The sequence below is a fragment of the Saccharopolyspora gregorii genome, assembly GCF_024734405.1.
Classification (GTDB): domain Bacteria; phylum Actinomycetota; class Actinomycetes; order Mycobacteriales; family Pseudonocardiaceae; genus Saccharopolyspora_C; species Saccharopolyspora_C gregorii.
The window spans coordinates 3941664-3961423 of the sequence record NZ_CP059556.1 but is presented as its reverse complement, the minus strand read 5'-3'; the positions used below and the strand labels follow the sequence as shown (position 1 = coordinate 3961423).

The window sequence follows — 19760 nt, the reverse complement described above, 5'->3', positions numbered from 1 at the left end:
CCCGCACCGGCGGGCCGTCGCGCCCCCACGGCGATCGGCCGCGAGGTCGGGCCCGGCACGCTAATCCCCGAACCCGCGCCCACGTGGCCGAACGCGCCGAATTGCGCCACCTGGAGCAACGGGGAGCGGCGAGCGCGTCCTCGCACGGCAGCCGGCCGCGCCACCGGGATCGAACCGGACGTCGCAGGCGTTCGCCCGCGGCGGCTTCCCGGAAGGTCCACGAAGGACGGGCCGGCGGCGGTCGAGGAACGCCCCGCCGTGACCACCATCTCGGCGTTCGTCCCGGCGGGTGGCGCTACCGTGGGCCGATGGAGCTGCGGCAGTTGGAGCACTTCCTCGCGGTCGCGCGGCACGGCAGCTTCACCGGGGCGGCGCGCGAGGTGCACGTCGTGCAGTCCGCGCTGAGCGCGTCCGTCCGCAAGCTCGAAGTGGAGCTGGGCTCCGCGCTGTTCGAGCGCACCAGCCGCAAGGTGCTGCTCACCGAGGCGGGCCGCGCGCTGCTGCCGACGGCGCGGCGGATCACCGCCGACGTGGTCGCGGCCCGCGGCGAGGTGGCCGCGGTGCAGGGCCTGTCGCGGGGGCGGGTGTCGATCGGCACCATCCAGACGTTGACGGTGCTCGACCTGCCCGCCGAGCTCGGCGAGTTCCGGGCGCGGTACCCGGGGGTGCGCATCCACGTGCGCGAAGGGATCATGCCGGACCTGGCGAACGCGGTGGTGGCCGGTGAGCTGGACCTGGCGTACGTGGCCGGGGAGGGCCCGTTCGACGCGGAGCTCGTCCGCTTCGGCGAGTGGACCCAGCGCATGGCGTTGGTCTGCCACCCCGGGCATCCGCTGGCCGGTCGCGACCGGGTGCGGCTGGCCGAGTGCGGAGACGAGCCGTTCGTCGAATTCCTCGGCAGCAGCCTGCAAGCGATGATCGCGCGCGGGTTCGCCGACGCCGGGGTGCGGCTCAACCGGGTCTGCGAGGCCACGCACGTCCCGCTGCTGATCGCCCTGGTGGCGGCGGGGCTCGGGGTGAGCATCGTGCCGGACGTCGTCGCCGAGCGCTCCGGCCTGCCGCACGCGCGGCTGGCGGAACCGGCGCTGGTCCGGCCGATCCGCCTGGTCGGGCGCTCCGCGGAGCTCACCAACCCGGCGGCTCGGGCGCTGCTCGCGCATCTCGTCGGCTGACGGCCGGTCCCTCGACTTCCGTTGCGGCGCAGGAAGAACCACGACCCGCCGCGCAGGTGCAACGACGGGTGGTGAGCGCGGGAGCACCGGACCAGGCCAGCAGGCCGGTCGCCGCCAGCAGCGCCAGCAGGGCGAGCAGCTGCGCGCCCGCGAGCCCCAGCGCGAGCGCGAGCAGCAGCGCCCGCGCGGCGAAGCAGCGCATCAACCGGGCCAGATCGCTCGAAGGCATGTCGGGATTCCTCTCGGGGGTGCCGGCGCTCCGGAACGCGTCCGGTGCGCTCGCTCCGAGTGTTCGGCCGATGTCCGCCCCGGTCCAACGACCGTTCTCGATGGCCGCCAGCTGCGGAACAGATGGGTCCTCCCCGATGCGGAATTCGAAGTGTTCATTTCCATTGTCGAACGGCTCCGGAAATCGAATCGTCCGCCCGTTCGTGTGATCGAGTTCCGGTTGCCGGTCGCCGATCAAGATGGTGGCGGCCGGATCGGCTCGCCTACTTCTGGGAAAGGTGTGCCATGCAACGTGTTCTCGTCCGGTTCGGCGTCCTCGCGGCCGCGGTGCTGACCGCGCTGTCCGGAATGCTCACCGGTGCGGCCGGTGCGGCGTCCGCGGAATTGCGCATCATCAACTCGGCCACCGATGGGAGCCTGCTCCCGCAGAACTACGGGAACAACTCGAACGACGGAATCTGGATGTACGCGTGGAATTCGGCGAGCACCGCCGACGGTGACCGCTGGTCGGTGGAGAACTCCGGCGGTTACTACCTGATCCGCAACGACAAGACCGGGAAGTGCCTCAAGCCGGGCGGCCAGTACTACGGGAAGACCGCGCTGACCCAGGGCGAGTGCAGGCACGTCCCCGAGTTCCAGTGGTCCCTGCCGAGCAGGTCGTTCGGCGGAAACGAGTACAAGATCGTGTCCCGGTCGACCGAACAGGTCGTGGCGCCGTACTACGGCAACGCGCTCAACGAGGTCGTCGTCTTGGAGCCGAACAGCGACCAGGACAAGAACTGGTGGCTCATCGACGCCGCATGAGTGACCCCGCCGCTCGGTTGCCCCCGGGGGCCGGGTGGCGGACTTCTCAGCGGTTCCCTCGCTGCGGGACCCATTCCTCGTGCAGCACCGCGGCGACATCGCCGTCCTCGCGGGGGAACCGCTGAGAACTCGCGGGGGCCCGGTGGTCGGCGGCTCGACGGCTTCGCCGCTGACCGGGAACCGGCGGGACGAGTTCGGGGACCGGGTTCCCTCCGCTGTGGATTCGGCCTGGCCGACGTGGATCAGGCCAGCAGGTCGAGCCCGGCTCGGACGATGGTGTCGGTGTCCAGGCCGTGGTGGCGGTAGACGTCCTCCGGGGAACCGGACTGGCCGAAGTCGGTGACGCCGAGGGTGGTGCTCGGCACCCGGTTCACCGTCGCCAGGAACGCGAGGGTGTGCGGGTGCCCGTCGCCGATCGTCACCAGCGGTGCCGCCCGGTGCGCGGGGAACGCCTGGTCCAAGATCCAGCTCGACCCGTCCTGGCGCCCCTGCCGCGCCCGCAGCGCGCGGAACAGCAGGTCGGGGCTGGTCACGCACACCACGTCGGTGTCCACCCCGGCCTGGCCGAGGCGGTCGGCGGCGGCCAGCGCCTCCGGCACGGTCACGCCCATCGCGGCGATGGTGAGCTTCGGGTCCGGGGTGCTGCGCAGCGGGTACGCCCCGGCGACGACCTGCCGCCTGCGGCGTTCCCGCGCCGCCGGATCGGCCGGGACCGCGGCGAGGTTCTGGTCCAGCGGCCGGGTCGACAACCGCAGGTAGGCGGAGGTGCCGCCCGGCTTGCCGAGCTGCGCCAGCGAGGCGAGCAGCGCCCACTCCACGTCCTGCGCGAACGCCGGTTCGTAGCTGGTGCAGCCGGGTTGTTCGAGCCCGATGGACGGGGTCTTCACGGACTGGTGCGCGCCGCCTTCCGGCGCCAGGCTCACCCCGGAGGGCGTGCCGACGAGGATGGACTGACCGCCGCTGTAGATGCCGAACGCCCACGGCTCCAGCGCGCGTTCCACGAACGGGTCGTAGAGCACGCCGATCGGCAGCAGCGGCTCGCCCCACCTGCTCCAGGTCGAGCCGAGCTCGCCCAGCAGCCCCACCAGGTTCGTCTCGGCGATGCCCAGTTCCACGTGCTGGCCGGTGGGTTGTTCCCGCCAGTGCAGGATGGTCTCGGCGTCGTCGGCGAACCAGTCCCGGCGCTGCCGCGAGGACCACACCCCGACCTTGTTCACCCAGCCGCCGAGGTTCGTGGTGGAGCTGACGTCCGGGCACACGGTCACGACGCGCCGCGCCGCCTCCGGGGACTGCCGGGTGAGGTCCAGCAGCACCCGTCCCAGCGCGGCCTGCGTGGTGGCGGTGCCGGTGGGGGTGCGGCCGATGTCGAGCGGCAGCGCGGGCGGCGCGGTGGCCGGCACCGGTTCGCGGCGCAGCCGGGCCCCCGCCTCGGCGCACAACCGGCCGGCGTCGGTGCCGGCGTCGAACCGCTGCCACGGCCGGTCCACGTCGGCGCCGAGCCGGGGCGCGAGTTCGGCGAACTGCTCGTGGGTGAGCAGCGAGGAGTGGTTCTGCGGGTGCCCCTCGGTGGGCAGCCCGTGCCCCTTCACGGTGTAGGCGAAGATCACCGTGGGCCGGGTGTCGTCGATCTCGCCGAACACCTCGCCGAGCGCGCCCAGGTCGTGGCCGCCGAGGTTGCGGATCGCGGCCAGCAGCGTCGCGTCGTCCAGCTCGGCGATCAGGGCATCGATGGCCTCGCGCGCCGGGCCGTCACCGGGCAGCCGGTCCCGCAGCTGCGCGGCGTCGCAGCGCAGCAGCCGCTGGTACTCCGGGTTCGTCATGGTGTCGATGCGGTCCCGCAGCGCGTCGCCGCCGGGGCGGGCGAACAGCTCCTCCAGCAGCCGCCCGTACTTGAGCTCCAGCGTCTGCCAGCCCGCGGCGGCGAACATGCCGCGCAGCCGCCCGGCGGCGATGTTCGGCACCACCCGGTCCAGGGACTGCCGGTTGAGGTCGACGACCCACACCAGCTCGCCGAGCTCGGCGACGGCCGGGTCCAGCAGCGCCTCCCACACGGCGCCCTCGTCCAGTTCGGCGTCGCCGACGAGGGAGAACTGCCGCCCGGTGCCGCCGCCCCCGGTGGTGGAGCGCACGTAGCGGCGCGCCAGCGCACCCCAGATCGGGGCGGTGGCGCCGATGCCGACGGACCCGGTGGAGTAGTCGACCGGGTCGGGGTCCTTGGAACGGCTCGGATAGCTCTGCAGGCCGCCGAACTCGCGCAGCGTCGGCAGGTAGCGCTCGTCGAGCTCGCCGATGAGGTAGTTGATGGCGTGCAGCACGGGGGAGGCGTGCGGTTTCACCGACACCCGGTCGTCGGGGCCGAGCTCGTGGAACCACAGCGCCGTCATGATCGACACCATCGAGGCGCAGGACGCCTGGTGCCCGCCGACCTTCAGACCCGAGGGGTTCGGCCGGTTCCGGTTCGCCTCGTGGATGATCGCGGTGGACAGCCACAGCACCCGCCGTTCGATCTCGGCGAGCGCCTCCTGCTCGCGCGTACCGCTGTGCTGGGCGACTGCGTCGTCGGCCATCGGTCGAACTCCTCACGAACCGGGTGACCCGCGGCCACCGCTGGGCATGAATGGTGGGAACTCCACCAACACTTCGTTTTCTGCACAAGTCAGCGCGGCGTGATGCAGCAGAATGCTCAAGTCCGCCCGTGATCGTCCGGAAGGAGCTGAGCAAGGTGCCAAGTCAGGACTCGGTCGACGCCGTGGACGCCCGGCTGCTGCTGGCGCTGTCCCGCGCCCCGCGCGCCACGATCAGCGCGCTCGCCGCGGAGACCGGCCTGTCCCGCAACACGGTGCAGAGCCGGGTGAGCAGGTTGGAGGAGCGGGGCGTGCTCGGCTCGTTCGAGCGCCGCGTCGACCCCCGCGCCCTCGGCTACCCGCTGCGCGCGCTGATGACGGTGCAGGTCACGCAGAGCCTGCTGGGTCCGGTGGCCGCGGAGCTGCGCGCCATCCCCGAGGTGCTGGAGGTGGCGGGGATCAGCGGCCCCGCCGACCTGTTCGTGCAGGTCGTCGCCCGCGACACCGATGACCTGTACCGGATCGCCGGGCAGGTGCTCGCGATCCCCGGCGTGGAGCGCACCGACACGGCGCTGGTGATGCGCGACCTCGTGGACCACCGGCTCACGCCGCTGCTGGAACGCCGCGCCTACCCGTGACCGGTCGCCAGGTCGGCGGTGGCCAGGTCGAGGACGCGCCGCGCGCGGCGCACCACCGGTGCGTCGATCATGCGGCCGTCCACCACGAGCACGGCCCGGCCGTCGCGTTCGGCGGCGTCGGCGGCCAGCACCACCTTCCGCGCCCGGTCCACCTCGTCGGCGGCGGGGCGCAGCGCGGCGTGCACCCGCGCCACCTGCTTCGGGTGGACGCACATCCGGCCGAAGAACCCGAAGTGCTGCAACCGTCCGGTTTCGGTCGCGTACGAGTCGAGGTCGGCGAGGTCCGCGGACACCGGCGCGGGCGGCGGGTCGAGCCCGGCGGCGGCCGCGGCCGCCACGACGCGGGAGCGCGCCCACCGCAGCGGTTCCGCGTCCACCTCCGGGGAGCAGGTGCCGAGGTCGTCGGCCAGGTCGTACTCGCCGAGGGTCAGCGCCCGCACCTGCGGCACCGCGGCCGATTCCCGCACCCGCCACAGGCCGTCCGCGGTCTCGACGAGCGCCAGCAGCGGGACGTCCACCCGTTCGGCGACGGCCCGCAGCAGCTCCGGCTCGGCCTTGGGCACCACGATCCCCGCGACCGGCAGTCCGGCGAGCGCGGCGAGGTCGGCGGCCAGGTGCTCGTCGCCGTTGACCCGCACCCAGATCCGGCAGGCGCGCACCGGGTCCTCGCGCAGCACCGGGACGAGCTGCTCGCGGGCGGCGGCCTTGCCGTCGACGTGCACCGCGTCCTCCAGGTCGGCGACGGCCGCGTCGGCGGCGTCGGCGGCCCCGCGCAGCCGGTCGGGCCGGTCGGCGGGGCAGAACAGCCAGCTGCGCGGGCTCACCATCCGACCTTCCCCTTCCCGGCGGAGAGGGATTTCGCGATGACGGTGCGCATGATGTCGCTGGTGCCCTCACCGATGGTCATCAGGATCGAGTCGCGGTAGAGCCGTTCGATCTCGAACTCCGCCGAGTAGCCGTAGCCGCCGTGCACCCGCATCGAGTCCTGCGCGGCCTGCAGTGCGACCTCGGAGGCGAACAGCTTCGCCATCCCCGTCTCCAGGTCGGCGCGTTCCCCGCGGTCGAGCTTGCTCGCCGACCAGTAGGACAGCAGCCGCGCGGCCTGCAGCTGGGTGGCCATCTCGGCGATGCGGATCTGGATGGCCTGGAACTCGGCGATGGGCTTGCCGAAGGCCTTGCGCTCGCCCGCGTAGGACAGCGCTTCGTCGTAGGAGCGCTGCGCGATGCCGAGGCTGCGTCCGGCGATGTTGAGCCGACCGGTCTCCAGCGCCGAGAGCACCTGCTGCATCCCGCGCCCTTCGACGCCGCCGAGCAGGTTCGCCGCGGGCACCCGCACGTCCTCGAACACGACCTCGCAGGACTCGGTGCCCTTGTAGCCGAGCTTCGGGATGTCCTTGGTGACGGTGAACCCGGGGGTGCCCGCGTCGACGAGCAGCACGCTCATGCCCTTGTGCGCGGGTGAGGCGGTGCGGTCGGTCTTCACCAGCACCGGCAGCGGGTCCGCGTAGCGGGCGTTGGTGATCCACATCTTGCTGCCGTTGATGACGTAGTGGTCGCCGTCGCGCTCGGCGGTGGTGCGGATGCCCTGCAGGTCGGTGCCCGCGTCCGGTTCGGTCAGCGCGATGCCGGTGCGGCGCGCGCCGGTCGCCAGCTCGGGCAGGTACGTGCGTTTCTGCTCCTCGGTGCCGTGCCGGTTGATCATCCAGGTGGACACCGAGTGGCTGCCGAGGATGCCAGCGACGCCCATCCAGCCACGCGCGATCTCCTCGAACACGAGGGTGAAGGTGACGAAGTCCGCGTCCACCCCGCCGTACTCCTCGGGGATGAGCAGGCCGAACAGGCCGAGTTCCGCCATCTTCGCCACGATCTCGGTGGGGTAGCGGCCCGCGTGCTCCCACTCCTGCGCGACCGGCACGATCTCCGAGTCCACGAAGTCCCGCAGGACCTGCTGGAACTGGGCCTGGTCCTCGTTCAGCTCGAAATCCACGGCGCGTCTCCATTCGCTCCGAAAGCACCTTCGCCGGCCAACCGCTGGAACTCCGCCGCGTCCAGCCCGAGCAAATCGTCCAATGTGGACGAGGTGTGCTCGCCGAGGAACGGCGCGCGCTGGTGGTCGGTCCTGGGCTCGCCCGCGCGCACCGGGGAGGCGACCTGCTTGACCTCCCCGAACCGCGGGTGCTCGGTGGTGACGACCATGCCGCGGGCTTCGGTGTGCTCCTCCCGCAGCGCCTGCGGGATCGTGTTGATCGGCGCGCACGGGACACCGGCGGCCTCCAGCAGCCCCAGCCACTCGGCGGTGCCGCGCCGCGCCAGCTCCTGCTCGATCAGCCGCACGCAGTCCGCGGAGTGCGCGTAGCGGTCCGAGGTGGTGGCGAACCGCGCTTCGGCGGCCCAGGCGGGGGAGCCGAGCACGTCGACGAACTTCTCCCAGAACTTCTGCTTCGCGCAGCCGATCACGATCCACGAGTCGGCGGTGGGGAAGTTCTGGAACGGCACCAGGCTCGGGTGCGCCGAGTGGTGCGTGCGCTTCGGTTCGAACTCGGCGTTGAGGTGCCAGGTGGCGAGGTAGGTGAGCATGCCGATCGCCGTGTCGTACAGGCTCACGTCGCAGTCCGAGCCGACGCCGTCGCGCCGCGCGCCGTGGATCGCCGACAGCAGCGAGATCGCGGCCACCAGGCCGCCCGAGTAGTCCACCATGGACAGTCCGGACTTGGTGGGCGGTCCGTCCGGCTCGCCGGTCACCGACATCCAGCCGGCCAGGCCCTGCAGCATGTAGTCGTAGCCGGGTTGCTTCGCGCGCGGCCCGGTCATGCCGTAGCCGGACAGCGAGCAGCACACGATCGCCGGGTTCAGGTGCTTGAGGTCGTCGTAGCGGATGCCCATCTTCGCGGGCACGTCACCGCGCAGGTTCGAGTACACCGCGTCGCTGACGCCAACCAGCTTCTCGAAGACCTCGCGGCCGGCCGGGCTGGTGAGGTCGAGCACGACGGAGCGCTTGTTGCGGTTGAACGCCTCGAAGAACAGCGAATCGCCGTCCTCGGCGTACGGCGGGGTGAGCCGTCCGACGTCGCCGCCGAACCGCGGGTCCTCGATCTTGATGACCTCCGCGCCCAGGTCGGCCAGGTGCACCGAGCCGAACGGGCCCGCCCCGTACTGCTCGACGGCGAGTATCCGCACGTCGGCCAGCGGGAGCCGGTTCACCGCGCACCTCCGTCGTCGTCCAGCGACAGCGGGCCGTTCTTGGCGGTGGGGAAGGAGTCGATGGCCTCGGCCTGGTCCCGCTTGTAGATCAGCACGGTGCGGTCGAACGACAGGCACTCGTCGCCCTCGGCGTTGAGCGCGCGGGTGTGCACGTTGACCAGGCCCGCGTACGGGCGCGACTTCGATTCCCGTTTGCCGGTGCAGATCGACTCCCCGTAGAGGGTGTCGCCGACGTAGACGGGGTGGGTGAGCTGGATGTTGTTCATCGCCAGGTTCGCCACCGCCCGCTGGCTGATGTCGCTGACGCTCTGGCCCAGCAGCATCGCGATGGTCAGGCCCGAGTTGACCAGCACCTTCTCGAACGGCGTCTTCGACGCGTAGTGCGCGTCGAAGTGCGCCGGGTGCGTGTTCATCGTGAGCAGGGTGAACCAGGTGTTGTCCGCCTCGCTGATGGTGCGCCCCAGCGGGTGCCGGTAGATGTCTCCGACGACGAAGTCCTCGAAGTAGCGCCCTTGCTGACCTCCGTGCACGGCCACCGCCGCACCTCCTGTTCGTGCCTGTCGCGGACGCGGTCCGGGGGTCGGCCGCCGCGCCGGGAACGCCTCGGAGTATGCGACCGCCGAGCGCCGCCGCGCAATACGTCAGACAATTGAGTTCCCAGTGTTCCGGCCGGTCCGGTGCGGTCCCGTACGCTGACCGGGAGCGGCCGGAACCCGGTCCGGCGCGAGGAGGAGCGAGGCATCATGGCGGCCACCCGGCCAGGAGGCGGCGAATCCGCGAAGCTGCGGGTGCGCCCGGTGCAGGCGGCGTACCGGCAGGTCGCCGAGCAGCTGCGCGACCAGATCGTCAGCGGCGCGCTGCCCTCCGGGTCGCGGCTGCCCAGCGAGACCGAGCTCGGGAGCATGTTCGGCGTCAGCCGCAGCACCGTGCGCGAGGCGCTGCGCCAGCTCGCCAGCCAGCACCTGATCGACACCACCCGCGGCGTCACCGGCGGCAGCTTCGTGGCCGCCCCGGATGCCGGGCGCATCGCCGACAACCTCGGCGGCAGCCTCGGATTGCTGGTCAACTCGCGCGGCATGTCGGTGGACAACCTCATCGAGGCGCGGCTGCTGCTGGAGCCGCACGCCGCGCGGCTGGCCGCCGACCGGGCCTGCGAGCAGGACCTCGCGGAACTGCGGCGGACCGTCGAAGGCACCGGGCACCTGGATCCCGACGAGGGCTTCACCGTGCACTGGGACTTCCACACCACGCTGGTGTCCATCAGCGGGAACCCGCTGCTGCACGTGATGTGCAGCCCGATCAACGCGGTGCTGCGCGGCCGGATGCACCGGGACCGGATCTCGCGCCCGGCCTGGGACGGCATCGACGAGGACCACGTGAAGATCTACGAGGCGGTCGCCGGTGGCGAGGCCGACATCGCCGAAACCCTGGTGCGCGAACACCTCCTGGGCCTCAAGCCCCTCTACGAACGCATGGAGGACTAGTCCTCCGAGGACTCCTCGAACCGCCTCGGCGAAAACGTCAGACTTTTGTCTTGTGGTGGCGCGGTGGGTGGTTGCACACTGTGCGGGCCGGATGCGGCCGCGCATCCGCCGGGTCATCAATGACGAGGCCGAGGAGGCGCCCATGCCTGCCATCGCGGACGTGCTCGGGGAATTCGCCGCGCGCACCACGCTGCGGGACGTACCCGACGAAGTGCTGCGCCGCGCACGGCACCTCGCACTGGACTCCGTCGGCGTCGCCTTCGCCGCGGCCGACCAGGAGTTCACCCACCGCGCCCGCCGCGCCGCCGCCGAACTCGGCCCCGGCGACCAGCCGGTCATCGGGCTCCCGGACCGGCTCGCCCCCCGCGAAGCCGCCCTGCTCAACGCGGTCCTGGTGCACGGCCTCGACTTCGACGACACGCACCTGCCCGCGGTCACCCACGTCTCGGCCAGCGCGCTGCCGACCAGCATCGCCGCCGCCATCAAGCACGAGCGCTCCGCCGAGGACCTGCTGCTGGCCTACGTGCTCGGCATCGAGATCACCGCGCGGGTGGGCACCGTCGCGCACGGCGGTTTCCACGCGGGCGGCTTCCACCCCACCGGACTCGCCGGGGCCTTCGGTTCCGCGGTGAGCGCGGCGAAGCTGGCCGGGCTGGACGCCGGCGGCATCGCCGAATCGCAGCGGATCGTCGGCTCGATGGCCTCGGGCATCCTCGAATTCCTCGCCGACGGCGCGTGGACCAAGCGGCTGCACCCCGGGTGGGCGGCGACCAGCGCGCTCACCGCCGCCACCTTCGCCGCCGTCGGCTGGCCCGGTCCCGAGCAGGTCTACGAGGGGCGCTACGGGCTCTACGCCACGCACCTCGGCGCGGACGGCTGGGACGCCACCGAAGCGCTCGACGGGCTCGGCGAACGCTGGGAATTGCTGGCCACCGCGGTGAAGCCGTACCCGAGCTGCCACTTCACCCACGCGTTCGCCGACGCGATCCTGCACCTGAAGCAGGCCGAGGGCTTCACCGCCGCCGAGGTCGACGTGGTGCGCTGCCGCATCCACGAGACGCCCGCCGCCGCCGTGTGCGAGCCGATCGAGCGCAAGCGCGCCCCGCAGGACGACTACGACGCCAAGTTCAGCCTCCCGTTCATCGCCGGGGCCTGCCTGGCCCGCGACCGGCTCACCCTCGCCGAGTTCACCGACGAAGCGTTGGCGGACCAGGAGATCCTGCGCCTCGCGCAGCGCGTGGAGATCGCCGACGACCCGAACAGCCGCTTCCCGCAGGCATACTCGGCCGAAGTGGAGATCGTGCTCACCGACGGCCGCAGGCTGCACCGCCGCGAGGACGTCAACCGCGGGCACACCGAACGCCCGCTCTCCGATGCGGACATCCGCGCGAAGTTCGCCGCCAACCTCGGGGCGACGCCCGGTCCACGATGGACCACGTGCTGGCGCTCGGCGGCGCGGGCAGCGCGGCCGACTTCGCCGAAGCCCTGCGCGCGGCCTGACCCTCCCCACCCCTCACCCCTAGGCGGTACCCCCATGTCCGGAACGGCCGCGGAACCCGCGCGCGCGAACAGACCCGCCACCGCAGGACGCCCGCTGTCGGCGGCCCGCATCGCCGGGTCGTCGCTGCTCGGCACGCTCATCGAGATCTTCGACTTCATCATCTACTCGTTCATGGCGGCGCTGGTGTTCGGGCCGCTGTTCTTCCCCGGCGCCTCCCCGTGGATGGGCACGCTCGCCGCGCTCGCCACGCACGCCGTCGCGTTCGGGATGCGCCCGCTGGGCGCGCTGCTGTTCGGCAAGCTCGGCGACAGCCGCGGCAGGCGCACCGCGCTGCTGACCTCGATGCTCGTGATGGGCGGCTCGACCGTCGCCATCGGACTGCTGCCACCGTTCGCGGTCGCCGGGTTCTGGGCGCCGGTGCTGCTGGTCGTCTGCCGCCTGCTGCAGGGCCTCGCCGTCGGCGGCGAGTGGGGTGGCGCGGTGCTCGTCGCCGTCGAACACGCCCCGGCGAAGCGGAAGTCGCTCTACGGCGCGTTCGTGCAGCTGGGCACGGTGCTCGGCATCGGGCTGGCCAGCTCGGTGATCCTGGTGGTGAACCTGTGGGTCAGCGAGGACGCGTTCCTGTCCTGGGCGTGGCGGCTGCCGTTCCTGGCCAGCGCGCTGCTCATCGCGCTCGGCCTGGTGCTGCGCAGGCGTCTGGAGGAGACCCCCGCGTTCCTCGCGGAACTCGCCGAGCGGGAGAGCGGGCAGCGCAGCGCCCGGCCCACGGTGCGCGCGGTGTTCCGCGACCACGGGCTCGCGCTGCTGGCCGGATCGCTGATGTGGTCGGCGTCCTGCTCCTTCCTGTACGTGCTGATGACCGGGCTGGTGGCGTACACGAAGCAGTACGTGCCCGCGCTCAGCGCGGTGGACGTGCAGCTGGGCCTGGTGCTCGCCTCGCTGCTGCTGGTCGTGCTGACGGTGGTGTTCGCGGTGTACGCGGACCGGTGGGGCCGGGAACGGCTCACCGCGGGGTCCGGGATCGTGCTGGTGCTGTGGGCCTTCCCGGCGTTCTGGCTGATCGACGGCGGCGGGTTCGGTGCGATGCTGCTGGCGATGCTCGTCGGCACCCTCTGCTACGCGGCGTTCAACGGTGCGGTGCCGTCGCTGCTGTCCGAGCTGTTCCCGGTGGACGCTCGCTACACCGGCACCGGTCTGTGCATCTCGTTCGGCACGGCCGTCGCGGGCGGGCTGCTGCCGATCGGCGCGCTGGCGCTGGTCGGTTCGTCCGGCGGTTCCTCGGTGCCGCTGTCGTTGACCCTGGTGCTGTGCGGGGTGCTCACGGTGCTCGGGATCGTGCTGGCTCGGCGGCTTCCCCGGTACCGCTGAGCCCGGGAGCTCGGCTCGTCCCGCGCGCTCGGGCCGAGCCGGGGATGCCGGCGGCCCCTCCGGTGCCTCGCGCCGGTACGACCGCGTTGCTCGGCCGCGCGCCGGGCACCGCGGTCCGCGCGGAGGAGCCGCCGGCCATCCGGTCGCGGAGCGGATCCGTTCCACCGCAACGGGTGCCGGGGCCGCACCTGCCGTCGTCGCGCGAGCGCGGACAGTGAGCACCGCGGCGGCGCTGTGATCGGTTCCACAGCACGCGGCCGTGCTCGCCGCCCGGGCGCGCCGCCGCTCGTGACACCCTGTGGGACTGTCCGAACGAGCGCATCCGGCGCCGCTGAAAGGCCACCATGACCCGGTTCCCGCCCGTCGACCGAACCGCGGCACCCCCGCGCGCCGCCCGGACGGCCGGAGCCCCGGTGGCCGCCACGCCCGGACCCGCGCGGAATAGGGTGCGCGGCGAAGCGGTTGCGGAGTGATGTGGTCGGTGTCGTGCCGCATCGACCGATCCGCGCCGGAGGTCCGCCGCAGCGGACCGGTCGGCGCCGGTTCCGACGCGTTCGAGGTCGTCGCGCCCGCACGGCGCTGCGAGGACCCGCGCGTCGGCGCTCCGACCCGCGGCGTTCAACGACGAGTGCCACGAAGTTCCCGTGACCGTGGCGATGGGTGAGGTAAGCGAACCAGCATGAGCATCAAGATCGGGTACAAGGCCTCCGCCGAGCAGTTCGCCCCGCGCGATCTGGTGGAGTTCGCGGTGCAGGCCGAGGAGAACGGCTTGGACAGCGTGATGGTCTCCGACCACTTCCAGCCGTGGCGGCACAACCAGGGCCACGCGCCGTTCGCCCTGTCCTGGATGAGCGCCGTCGGCGAGCGCACCTCGCGCGTCCAGCTGGGCACCAGCGTGCTCACCCCGACGTTCCGCTACGAGCCCGCCGTGGTGGCGCAGGCGTTCGGCACGCTCGGGTCGCTGTACCCGGGCCGGGTCATGCTCGGCGTCGGCACCGGTGAGGCGCTGAACGAGACCGCGGTGACCGCCCGCGAGTGGCCCGAGTTCAAGGAGCGGTTCCGCCGCTTCCGCGAGGCCATCGACCTCATCCGCACCCTGTGGCGGGAGGACCGGGTCAGCTACGAGGGCGAGTACTACCGCACCTCCAACGCCACCATCTACGACCGCCCCGAGGGCGGGGTGCCGATCTACGTGGCCGCGGGCGGGCCGATGGTCGCCAAGTACGCGGGCCGCGTCGGCGACGGCTTCATCTGCACCAGCGGCAAGGGCATGGAGCTCTACACCGACAAGCTGCTGCCCGCGGTGGAGGCCGGTGCGGAGGCCGGCGGCAAGAACGCCGCCGACCTGGAGAAGATGATCGAGATCAAGCTCTCCTACGACCCGGACCGCGAGCGCGCTCTGCAGAACACCCGGTTCTGGGCGCCGCTGTCGCTGCCCGCCGAGGTGAAGCACAGCCTGGCGGACCCGGAGGAGATGGAGAAGGCGGGCGAGGAGCTGCCGATCGAGCAGGTCGCGACCCGCTGGATCGTGGCCTCCGACCCGGAGGAGGTGCTCGCCGAGGTGAAGGCCTACCTCGACGCGGGCTTCGACCACCTTGTCTTCCACGCCCCCGGATCGGACCAGACGCGGTTCCTGGAGTCCTTCGGCGCGGACGTAGCGCCCCGAATCCGCGAACTGGCCGGTTGAGTTCCGGTCCGGCTGCTTCAGTGGTCGGGTGGCGGAACCTCAGCGGGATTCTCGCTGCGGGATCTTTTTCCCGAGTGGCTCCGCCACGAGGGAAAAAGCTGTCCTCGCGAGAATCCCGCTGAGAACCCGCGGGTGGTCCGGTTGCGTGCTGGGTCGCTGCTCAGCGGCTTCGCCGCTGACCGGCAAACGACACGACCTGCCGCGCCGGGCCTGGGCGGGTAGCGGACGAGTTCTTCCGCGGTGGCCCGAGGAACGCTCCCTCTGGCTGGTGGGGGAGGGAGCGCTCTCGGGTGTGGTCCGGTGTGGACTTGTCAGTTCAGGGCGCTGGTGGCGATCTTCGTGGCTTCGACGATCAGCGCGTCGTCGTACTCGGCGTCCACCGCCGCCCGGTCCGACAGCACCGAGAGCATGATCGGCGCCCGGTTCGGCGGGTAGATCACCGCGATGTCGTTGCGGGTGCCGTGGTTCGCGGCACCGGACTTGTCGCCGACGCGCCAGCCCGCGGGCACCCCGGCCGGGATGAGGTCGGTGGTGAGCGTGTTGGCGCCCATCATCTCGTTGAGCAGCGCCCGCTGCTCCGGCGCCAGCACGTCACCGGTGGTGTAGGCGCGCAGGCTCGTGGCGAGCGCGCGCGGCGTGCTGGTGTCCCGCGGGTCGCCGGGGGAGGTCAGGTTCAGGTCGGTCTCGGTCCGGTCGAAGCGGGTCGTGGTGTCGCCCAGCCCGCGCAGCGCGGCGGTCATTTCGGCCGGTCCGCCGAGTTCGCGGAACATCAGGTTCGCCGCGGTGTTGTCGCTGTAGCGGATCGCGGCGTCGATCACCTCGCGCAGGGTGAGGCCGTCGGCCACGTGCTGCTCGGTGACCGGCGAGTTCTCGACCAGGTCGGCCTGCGAGTAGGTGATGCGGCGGTCCAGGTCGGCGGGGGAGTTGCGCCGCAGCACCTCGCCGGAGGACAGCGCCTTGTGCGTGGAGGCGAACGCGAACCGCTCGTCGGCGCGGTGCACGACCTCCCGGCCGGTCCCGGTGTCCAGCGCGTACACCCCGAGGCGCGCGTCGAACCGCCGCTCCAGCTCGTCGAACTCGGCCTGCCGCGCGGTGGCGGCGGACGCGGGGGGAACGGCGGCCGAGGTGGCGGGCACGGCGCTCACGCCGCCGGTGCACCCCGCGAGGGTGAGCGCGGCCAGCGCGGCGACCGCGACCTGGTGGAAACGCTGCTTGAGCACGGGTCTTCCCTTTCGTCACTGCCCGACGAGCCGGTGCGGCCGTCGGCGCGACCAGTCTCACCACCCCGCGGCCATGCTGTCCAAGACGGAAACAGAGGTTCTCATGCGGGTCCGGCATACACTGCGGTCGTGGACTTGGTGGGTGCGTGCCGGGCGTTCGTCAGCGTCAGCGAAGTGGGCAGCTTCACCGGCGGTTCGGCCGCCGCGGGCATCCCGCAACCGGTGGCGAGCCGCCGCATCGCCGCGCTGGAGCGGCACCTCGGGGAGCGGCTGTTCGACCGCTCGGCGCGGCGCGTGCTGCTGACCCCGTTCGGCCGGGACCTGCTGCCGCGGGCCCGGCAGCTGGTGCGCTCGGCCGACGCCCTGGAGCAGGACGCGAAGCGGGCCCGGCTGCGGCCGGTGCGGCTGGCGGTACCCGCGACCTGCACCACCCGCGCGCTGGCCGAGCTGGACGCGGCGGCGCGCACCCACGAGCTGTTCCTGGAGTTCCGGCGCGCCGACCCGGCCGAACGGGTGGACCTGGTGCGCACCCTCGACGTGCGGGCCGCGCTGGTGGCGGTGCCCGCGGACGAGGCCGAGTGGTCGGTGCCGCTCGGCGTCGCCGGCACGACCGAGCGGCACCGCGGGCCGGTGCACCTGGATTCGTTGCGCGCCGGCCGCGCCGAGCGATCGCCGCGGCGCCGGGTGTGGATCCAGCCGGAGGACGACGTCCCGCACGTGCGGGACCGGTTGCTGCGGGTGCGCGACGCGGTGGGGCTCCGGCCCGCGCAGGTCGCTGTGGCAGAGTCGCTGAGCGCGGGCGCCGCCGAGGCACTCGGGTCGGCGGACCTGCTGCTGTGCTCGGCCGAGCAGGCCGTCGAGTTCGGGTTCTTGTGGCACCCGGTCGCGGAACTGCCGCTGGCGCGCGGCTACGGGATCACCGCGGAGGCCGGGTACGACGCGGACCTGCTGCGGACGGCGCTGCGGGCGGACGTCGCCTGCTGCCTCGGCGCGGTGGACGGAACCGGACTGGAGAACGGGTGAACGCGGAAGCACTGATCGGCGAGCTGCTCGCCGAACTCGACGACGGCGGGCTGCGCGGCTCGTTCCTGGTGCGGGACCTCGATTCCGGGCGCGAGATCGGCATCGAGCCGGACGTCGCCCACCCCGTCGCCTCCCTGATCAAGATCCCGCTGGTGGCGGCGACCCTGGAACGCGTCCGCCGCGGCGAACTGGACGGCGCCGCCGAGGTGCTGGTGCGACCCGGCGCCATCACCAAGCCCGGACCGACCGGGCTGAGCCGGTTCCGGCATCCGGCGCGGGTGGCGCTGGACGACCTGATGTACCTGGCGGTGGCGCTCAGCGACAACGTGGCGGCCGACGCGCTGTTCGCGCTCACCTCGCCGGCCGAGGTCACCCGGATGCTGCGGGAGTGGGGGCTGCGCGGCATCACCGCCCGCCACCTGGTCGGCGACCTGTCGGAGACGCCCGCCGAGCGCTTCGCCGCCGCCGACGTGCACCTGGCTCACGCGCTGGCCATCGGCGCCCGCACCGCGGATCGCGGGCATCCGCTCGCGCAGCTCGACGTGACGCGCGCGAATTCCGGGTCGGCACGGGATTTCGTGGACCTGCTGCAGGAGTTGTGGCGGCCCGACCGCATCGCCGAACCGGTCGCCGAGCGGACTCGGGAGCTGCTGGGTGCGAACCTGCTGCGGCACCGGCTGGCCCCGGACTTCAGCTCGGACGCGACGACCTGGTCGTCGAAGACGGGCACGCTGCTGAACCTGCGGCACGAGGTCGGCGTCGTCGAGCACGACGACGGGCACCGGTTCGCGATCGCCGCGCTCACCGAGTCCCGGGTGCCCGCCGCCACCCAGCCGGAGGCCGAGTTCCTGATGGCCCGCACGGCCCGGAGGCTCCGCGACCACCTCCGCCGCTGGTAGTCCGGTCCTGAGCGACGATCGGGCGCCGGGTCAGCCGGGCAGCGCGCCGATCTCGGGCCGGGCGCCGGCGAAGGTGCGCCGCAGGTCTCGGTCGGCGAAGCGGTCCCCGGCCCGTTCCAGGTGGCGGCGCCCGCGCCGGCTGCGCGCGACGAGCCCGGACTTCACCAGGTTCGCCGCCCAGATCGGCGGGATCGCCCAGCTCGGCGTCACCGGCAGTTCCAGGTCCCGCAGGCCCTGCTTGCCGAGGAAGAAGCGCAGCATGCTCAGCAGCCGCAGCCGCGCGTACCGCCCGGCCAGCGGACCGCGCCCCAGCGTCGGCTGGCCGTCGACCAGCGCACCGGACAGCGCCGCACCGGCCGGTGTCACGTCGTCCTGCACGCGCAGCACGTGGTAGTTGAACCGGTTCTGCTCGCGTTCGGTGTCGAACAGGAAGTCCTCGTCCACGCCCAGCAGCCAGCCCACGTACTTCCAGGCGTGCATGATCGCCCGCGATTCCGCCGGGGTGACCAGCCAGCCGAGCGCCCGCACCCCCAGCAGCAGCGTGCCGTTGAAGAGCCCCAGCGTCGCCGCCTGGTCGGCCTGGTTGATCGGCAGCCCCCAGCGCTGCACGTCCCACCGCCCGTTCGTCTCGAAGCGGTGGTTGATCAGCGCGTGCATGGCGCGGACGTGCACGGTCAGCCGGAATCCCTCGCCGTCGCGGCGCATTCCGCCGGGGCGGCTGATCGCCAGCGCCCACTTCTTCGTCTCGCCGAGCCGGCGCATCGCCGTCGCCCCGGTCAGCCCGCCGGTCGCCACCAGCAGGTCCGGTGGCCCGCCGAACCGGTAGCCGCCGATCAGCGACAGCTGCAGCAGCACGTCGTCCACGTTGCGCCCCATCCGGCGGATGGCGCGCGCCCCGCGCTCCACCAGCTCGGGGTCCACCCAGTCCGGGGTCCGCTCGACCTCGGCGAAGAACTCGCGCAACGCCGCAGGCGCGTCCGGCGGCACCCCGTCGTCCAGCGCGCGGGCGAACTGCGCCATCGTCACCCGCTGCTCGGCGGGGACCTCGCGGCCCATCGCGCGCACCAGCCGCGCCCCGGGCTCGTCGCGGGTGAACATCCGCCGCCCGATGCGGTCCACCAGCTCTTCGTCGAGCTCGTCCACCCGGGCGGCCAGCCGCAGCACCCGCCCGATCCGCCGGGAGCGCTCCGGGGCGCCGAAGAACCGGTCCGGGTACACCGCCCCGGGAGTGCGTTGCGTCACAGGTGAGGTCATGCCGATGATGCTGACACGAAGATTCATTCGCGTTCAATTCGCGTTTCCGGAGGTGTCCGTGGCCGCTCGAACCCGGCGTCCGATGCGGCGTGAGCCCAGCCAGGAGCGCTCCCGCGCGATGGTGCGGCGCATCCTCGACGCCGGGTACGAAGTGCTGCTGGCGCACGGCTACGACCGGGCGAGCACCGGGCGCATCGCCGCGGCGGCGGGCATCAGCCCCGGGTCGCTGTACCAGTACTTCCCGGACAAGCACGTGCTGCTCGGCGAGGTCGTGGACCGCTGCGCCGACCGGCTGCGCGCTCGCATTTCGCGCGCGTTCGTCGCCAACCTCGCGGGCGGCTCGCTGCCGGACGCGGTGCGCGGCAACGTGCTCGCGCTCATCACCGCGTTCGAGGAGAACGCGGGCCTGCTGCGGGTGCTCTACGAGCAGCTGCCGCCGAACGCGGACACCCGCCGCGCCGACTTCAAGCACCGCATCGACGAGCTCGCCACCACCGCCCTGCTGGGGTACCTCCCCGGCGGTGCCCGGGCCGACGCGGTGGCCTGGGTGCTGGTGCGGACCGTGGAGAACCTGGCGATCAGCTACGTGCTGGACCCGCCCGAGGTGGACCGGGAGGACGCGGTGGAGGAGATCACCGCGCTGCTCACCGGCTACCTCGCGACCAGGCTCGATCCGGAGCGACGCTGACCGAGGGTGGCGGGAAGCAGCGGTCGGGG

Annotated in this window: 17 protein-coding genes; 9 read left to right on the top strand and 8 right to left on the bottom strand. The window is 72.6% G+C overall.

All coding sequences use genetic code 11. The features are described from left to right. Positions 1–308 precede the first annotated feature (308 nt). On the top strand, positions 309–1172 hold the full coding sequence (locus H1226_RS17085; protein ID WP_258341627.1) for a LysR family transcriptional regulator: 864 nt from the start codon (positions 309–311) through the stop codon (positions 1170–1172). Here H1226_RS17085 and H1226_RS17080 read toward each other — a convergent pair. Continuing rightward, complete coding sequence (locus H1226_RS17080) at positions 1126–1638, bottom strand: hypothetical protein (RefSeq protein ID WP_258341626.1); 513 nt, start codon at positions 1636–1638, stop codon at positions 1126–1128. The two genes, H1226_RS17085 and H1226_RS17080, sit on opposite strands and share 47 nt — an antisense overlap. A 47-nt stretch (positions 1639–1685) precedes the next feature. Here H1226_RS17080 and H1226_RS17075 point away from each other — a divergent pair, with 47 nt between their 5' ends. Next, positions 1686–2204 (top strand): RICIN domain-containing protein, encoded by a 519-nt coding sequence (locus tag H1226_RS17075; protein WP_258341625.1) that lies wholly within the window; start codon positions 1686–1688, stop codon positions 2202–2204. Positions 2205–2446: 242 nt separating this feature from the next. Here the strand turns inward: H1226_RS17075 and H1226_RS17070 are convergent, their stop codons facing one another. Next, positions 2447–4771, bottom strand: a complete 2325-nt coding sequence (locus H1226_RS17070; RefSeq protein ID WP_225044353.1) for a transketolase-like TK C-terminal-containing protein — start codon at positions 4769–4771, stop codon at positions 2447–2449. 128 nt (positions 4772–4899) lie between these two features. Here H1226_RS17070 and H1226_RS17065 point away from each other — a divergent pair, with 128 nt between their 5' ends. Next, positions 4900–5406, top strand: coding sequence for an Lrp/AsnC family transcriptional regulator (locus H1226_RS17065; RefSeq protein ID WP_258341624.1), 507 nt, complete (start codon positions 4900–4902; stop codon positions 5404–5406). Here the strand turns inward: H1226_RS17065 and H1226_RS17060 are convergent. The 4 genes from H1226_RS17060 to H1226_RS17045 are packed head-to-tail and all read right to left on the bottom strand — an operon-like array spanning position 5397 to position 9143. Next, complete coding sequence (locus tag H1226_RS17060; RefSeq protein ID WP_258341623.1) at positions 5397–6233, bottom strand: HpcH/HpaI aldolase/citrate lyase family protein; 837 nt, start codon at positions 6231–6233, stop codon at positions 5397–5399. The two genes, H1226_RS17065 and H1226_RS17060, sit on opposite strands and share 10 nt — an antisense overlap. After that, positions 6227–7393, bottom strand: coding sequence for an acyl-CoA dehydrogenase family protein (locus H1226_RS17055; protein WP_258341622.1), 1167 nt, complete (start codon positions 7391–7393; stop codon positions 6227–6229). The genes H1226_RS17060 and H1226_RS17055 overlap by 7 nt, the downstream gene beginning before the upstream one ends. Beyond that, a complete protein-coding gene (locus H1226_RS17050) occupies positions 7378–8607 on the bottom strand; it encodes a CaiB/BaiF CoA transferase family protein (protein ID WP_258341621.1) in 1230 nt (409 codons plus the stop codon). Before H1226_RS17050 ends, H1226_RS17055 begins: the two co-directional genes overlap by 16 nt. Then, positions 8604–9143, bottom strand: coding sequence for a MaoC family dehydratase (locus tag H1226_RS17045; RefSeq protein ID WP_224958654.1), 540 nt, complete (start codon positions 9141–9143; stop codon positions 8604–8606). Before H1226_RS17045 ends, H1226_RS17050 begins: the two co-directional genes overlap by 4 nt. A gap of 207 nt (positions 9144–9350) precedes the next feature. On the opposite strand from H1226_RS17045, the gene H1226_RS17040 reads away from it, so the two are divergent. From H1226_RS17040 to fgd, 3 genes are all read left to right on the top strand, one after another. Further along, positions 9351–10091, top strand: a complete 741-nt coding sequence (locus H1226_RS17040) for a FadR/GntR family transcriptional regulator (RefSeq protein ID WP_258341620.1) — start codon at positions 9351–9353, stop codon at positions 10089–10091. A 142-nt stretch (positions 10092–10233) separates the two neighbouring features. Beyond that, a complete protein-coding gene (locus tag H1226_RS17035; protein WP_258341619.1) occupies positions 10234–12960 on the top strand; it encodes an MFS transporter in 2727 nt (908 codons plus the stop codon). Between the two features lie 679 nt (positions 12961–13639). Then, positions 13640–14647 carry a glucose-6-phosphate dehydrogenase (coenzyme-F420) gene (gene fgd, locus H1226_RS17030; protein WP_258341618.1) on the top strand — a complete coding sequence of 336 codons (1008 nt, stop codon included), beginning with the start codon at positions 13640–13642 and terminating at the stop codon, positions 14645–14647. Positions 14648–14958: 311 nt separating this feature from the next. Here the strand turns inward: fgd and bla are convergent, their stop codons facing one another. Then, positions 14959–15867 (bottom strand): class A beta-lactamase, encoded by a 909-nt coding sequence (gene bla, locus H1226_RS17025; RefSeq protein WP_258341617.1) that lies wholly within the window; start codon positions 15865–15867, stop codon positions 14959–14961. A gap of 129 nt (positions 15868–15996) precedes the next feature. Here bla and H1226_RS17020 point away from each other — a divergent pair, with 129 nt between their 5' ends. Both H1226_RS17020 and H1226_RS17015 read left to right on the top strand, forming a co-directional pair. After that, positions 15997–16890, top strand: coding sequence for a LysR family transcriptional regulator (locus H1226_RS17020; protein ID WP_258341616.1), 894 nt, complete (start codon positions 15997–15999; stop codon positions 16888–16890). Further along, positions 16887–17789: a serine hydrolase gene (locus tag H1226_RS17015; RefSeq protein WP_258341615.1), complete on the top strand. Its 903-nt coding sequence runs from the start codon at positions 16887–16889 to the stop codon at positions 17787–17789. The genes H1226_RS17020 and H1226_RS17015 overlap by 4 nt, the downstream gene beginning before the upstream one ends. Before the next feature lie 30 nt (positions 17790–17819). Here the strand turns inward: H1226_RS17015 and H1226_RS17010 are convergent, their stop codons facing one another. After that, positions 17820–19043: an oxygenase MpaB family protein gene (locus H1226_RS17010; protein WP_258341614.1), complete on the bottom strand. Its 1224-nt coding sequence runs from the start codon at positions 19041–19043 to the stop codon at positions 17820–17822. 82 nt (positions 19044–19125) lie between these two features. On the opposite strand from H1226_RS17010, the gene H1226_RS17005 reads away from it, so the two are divergent. Further along, positions 19126–19731 (top strand): TetR/AcrR family transcriptional regulator, encoded by a 606-nt coding sequence (locus H1226_RS17005; protein WP_258341613.1) that lies wholly within the window; start codon positions 19126–19128, stop codon positions 19729–19731. The last annotated feature ends 29 nt before the right edge of the window (positions 19732–19760 follow it).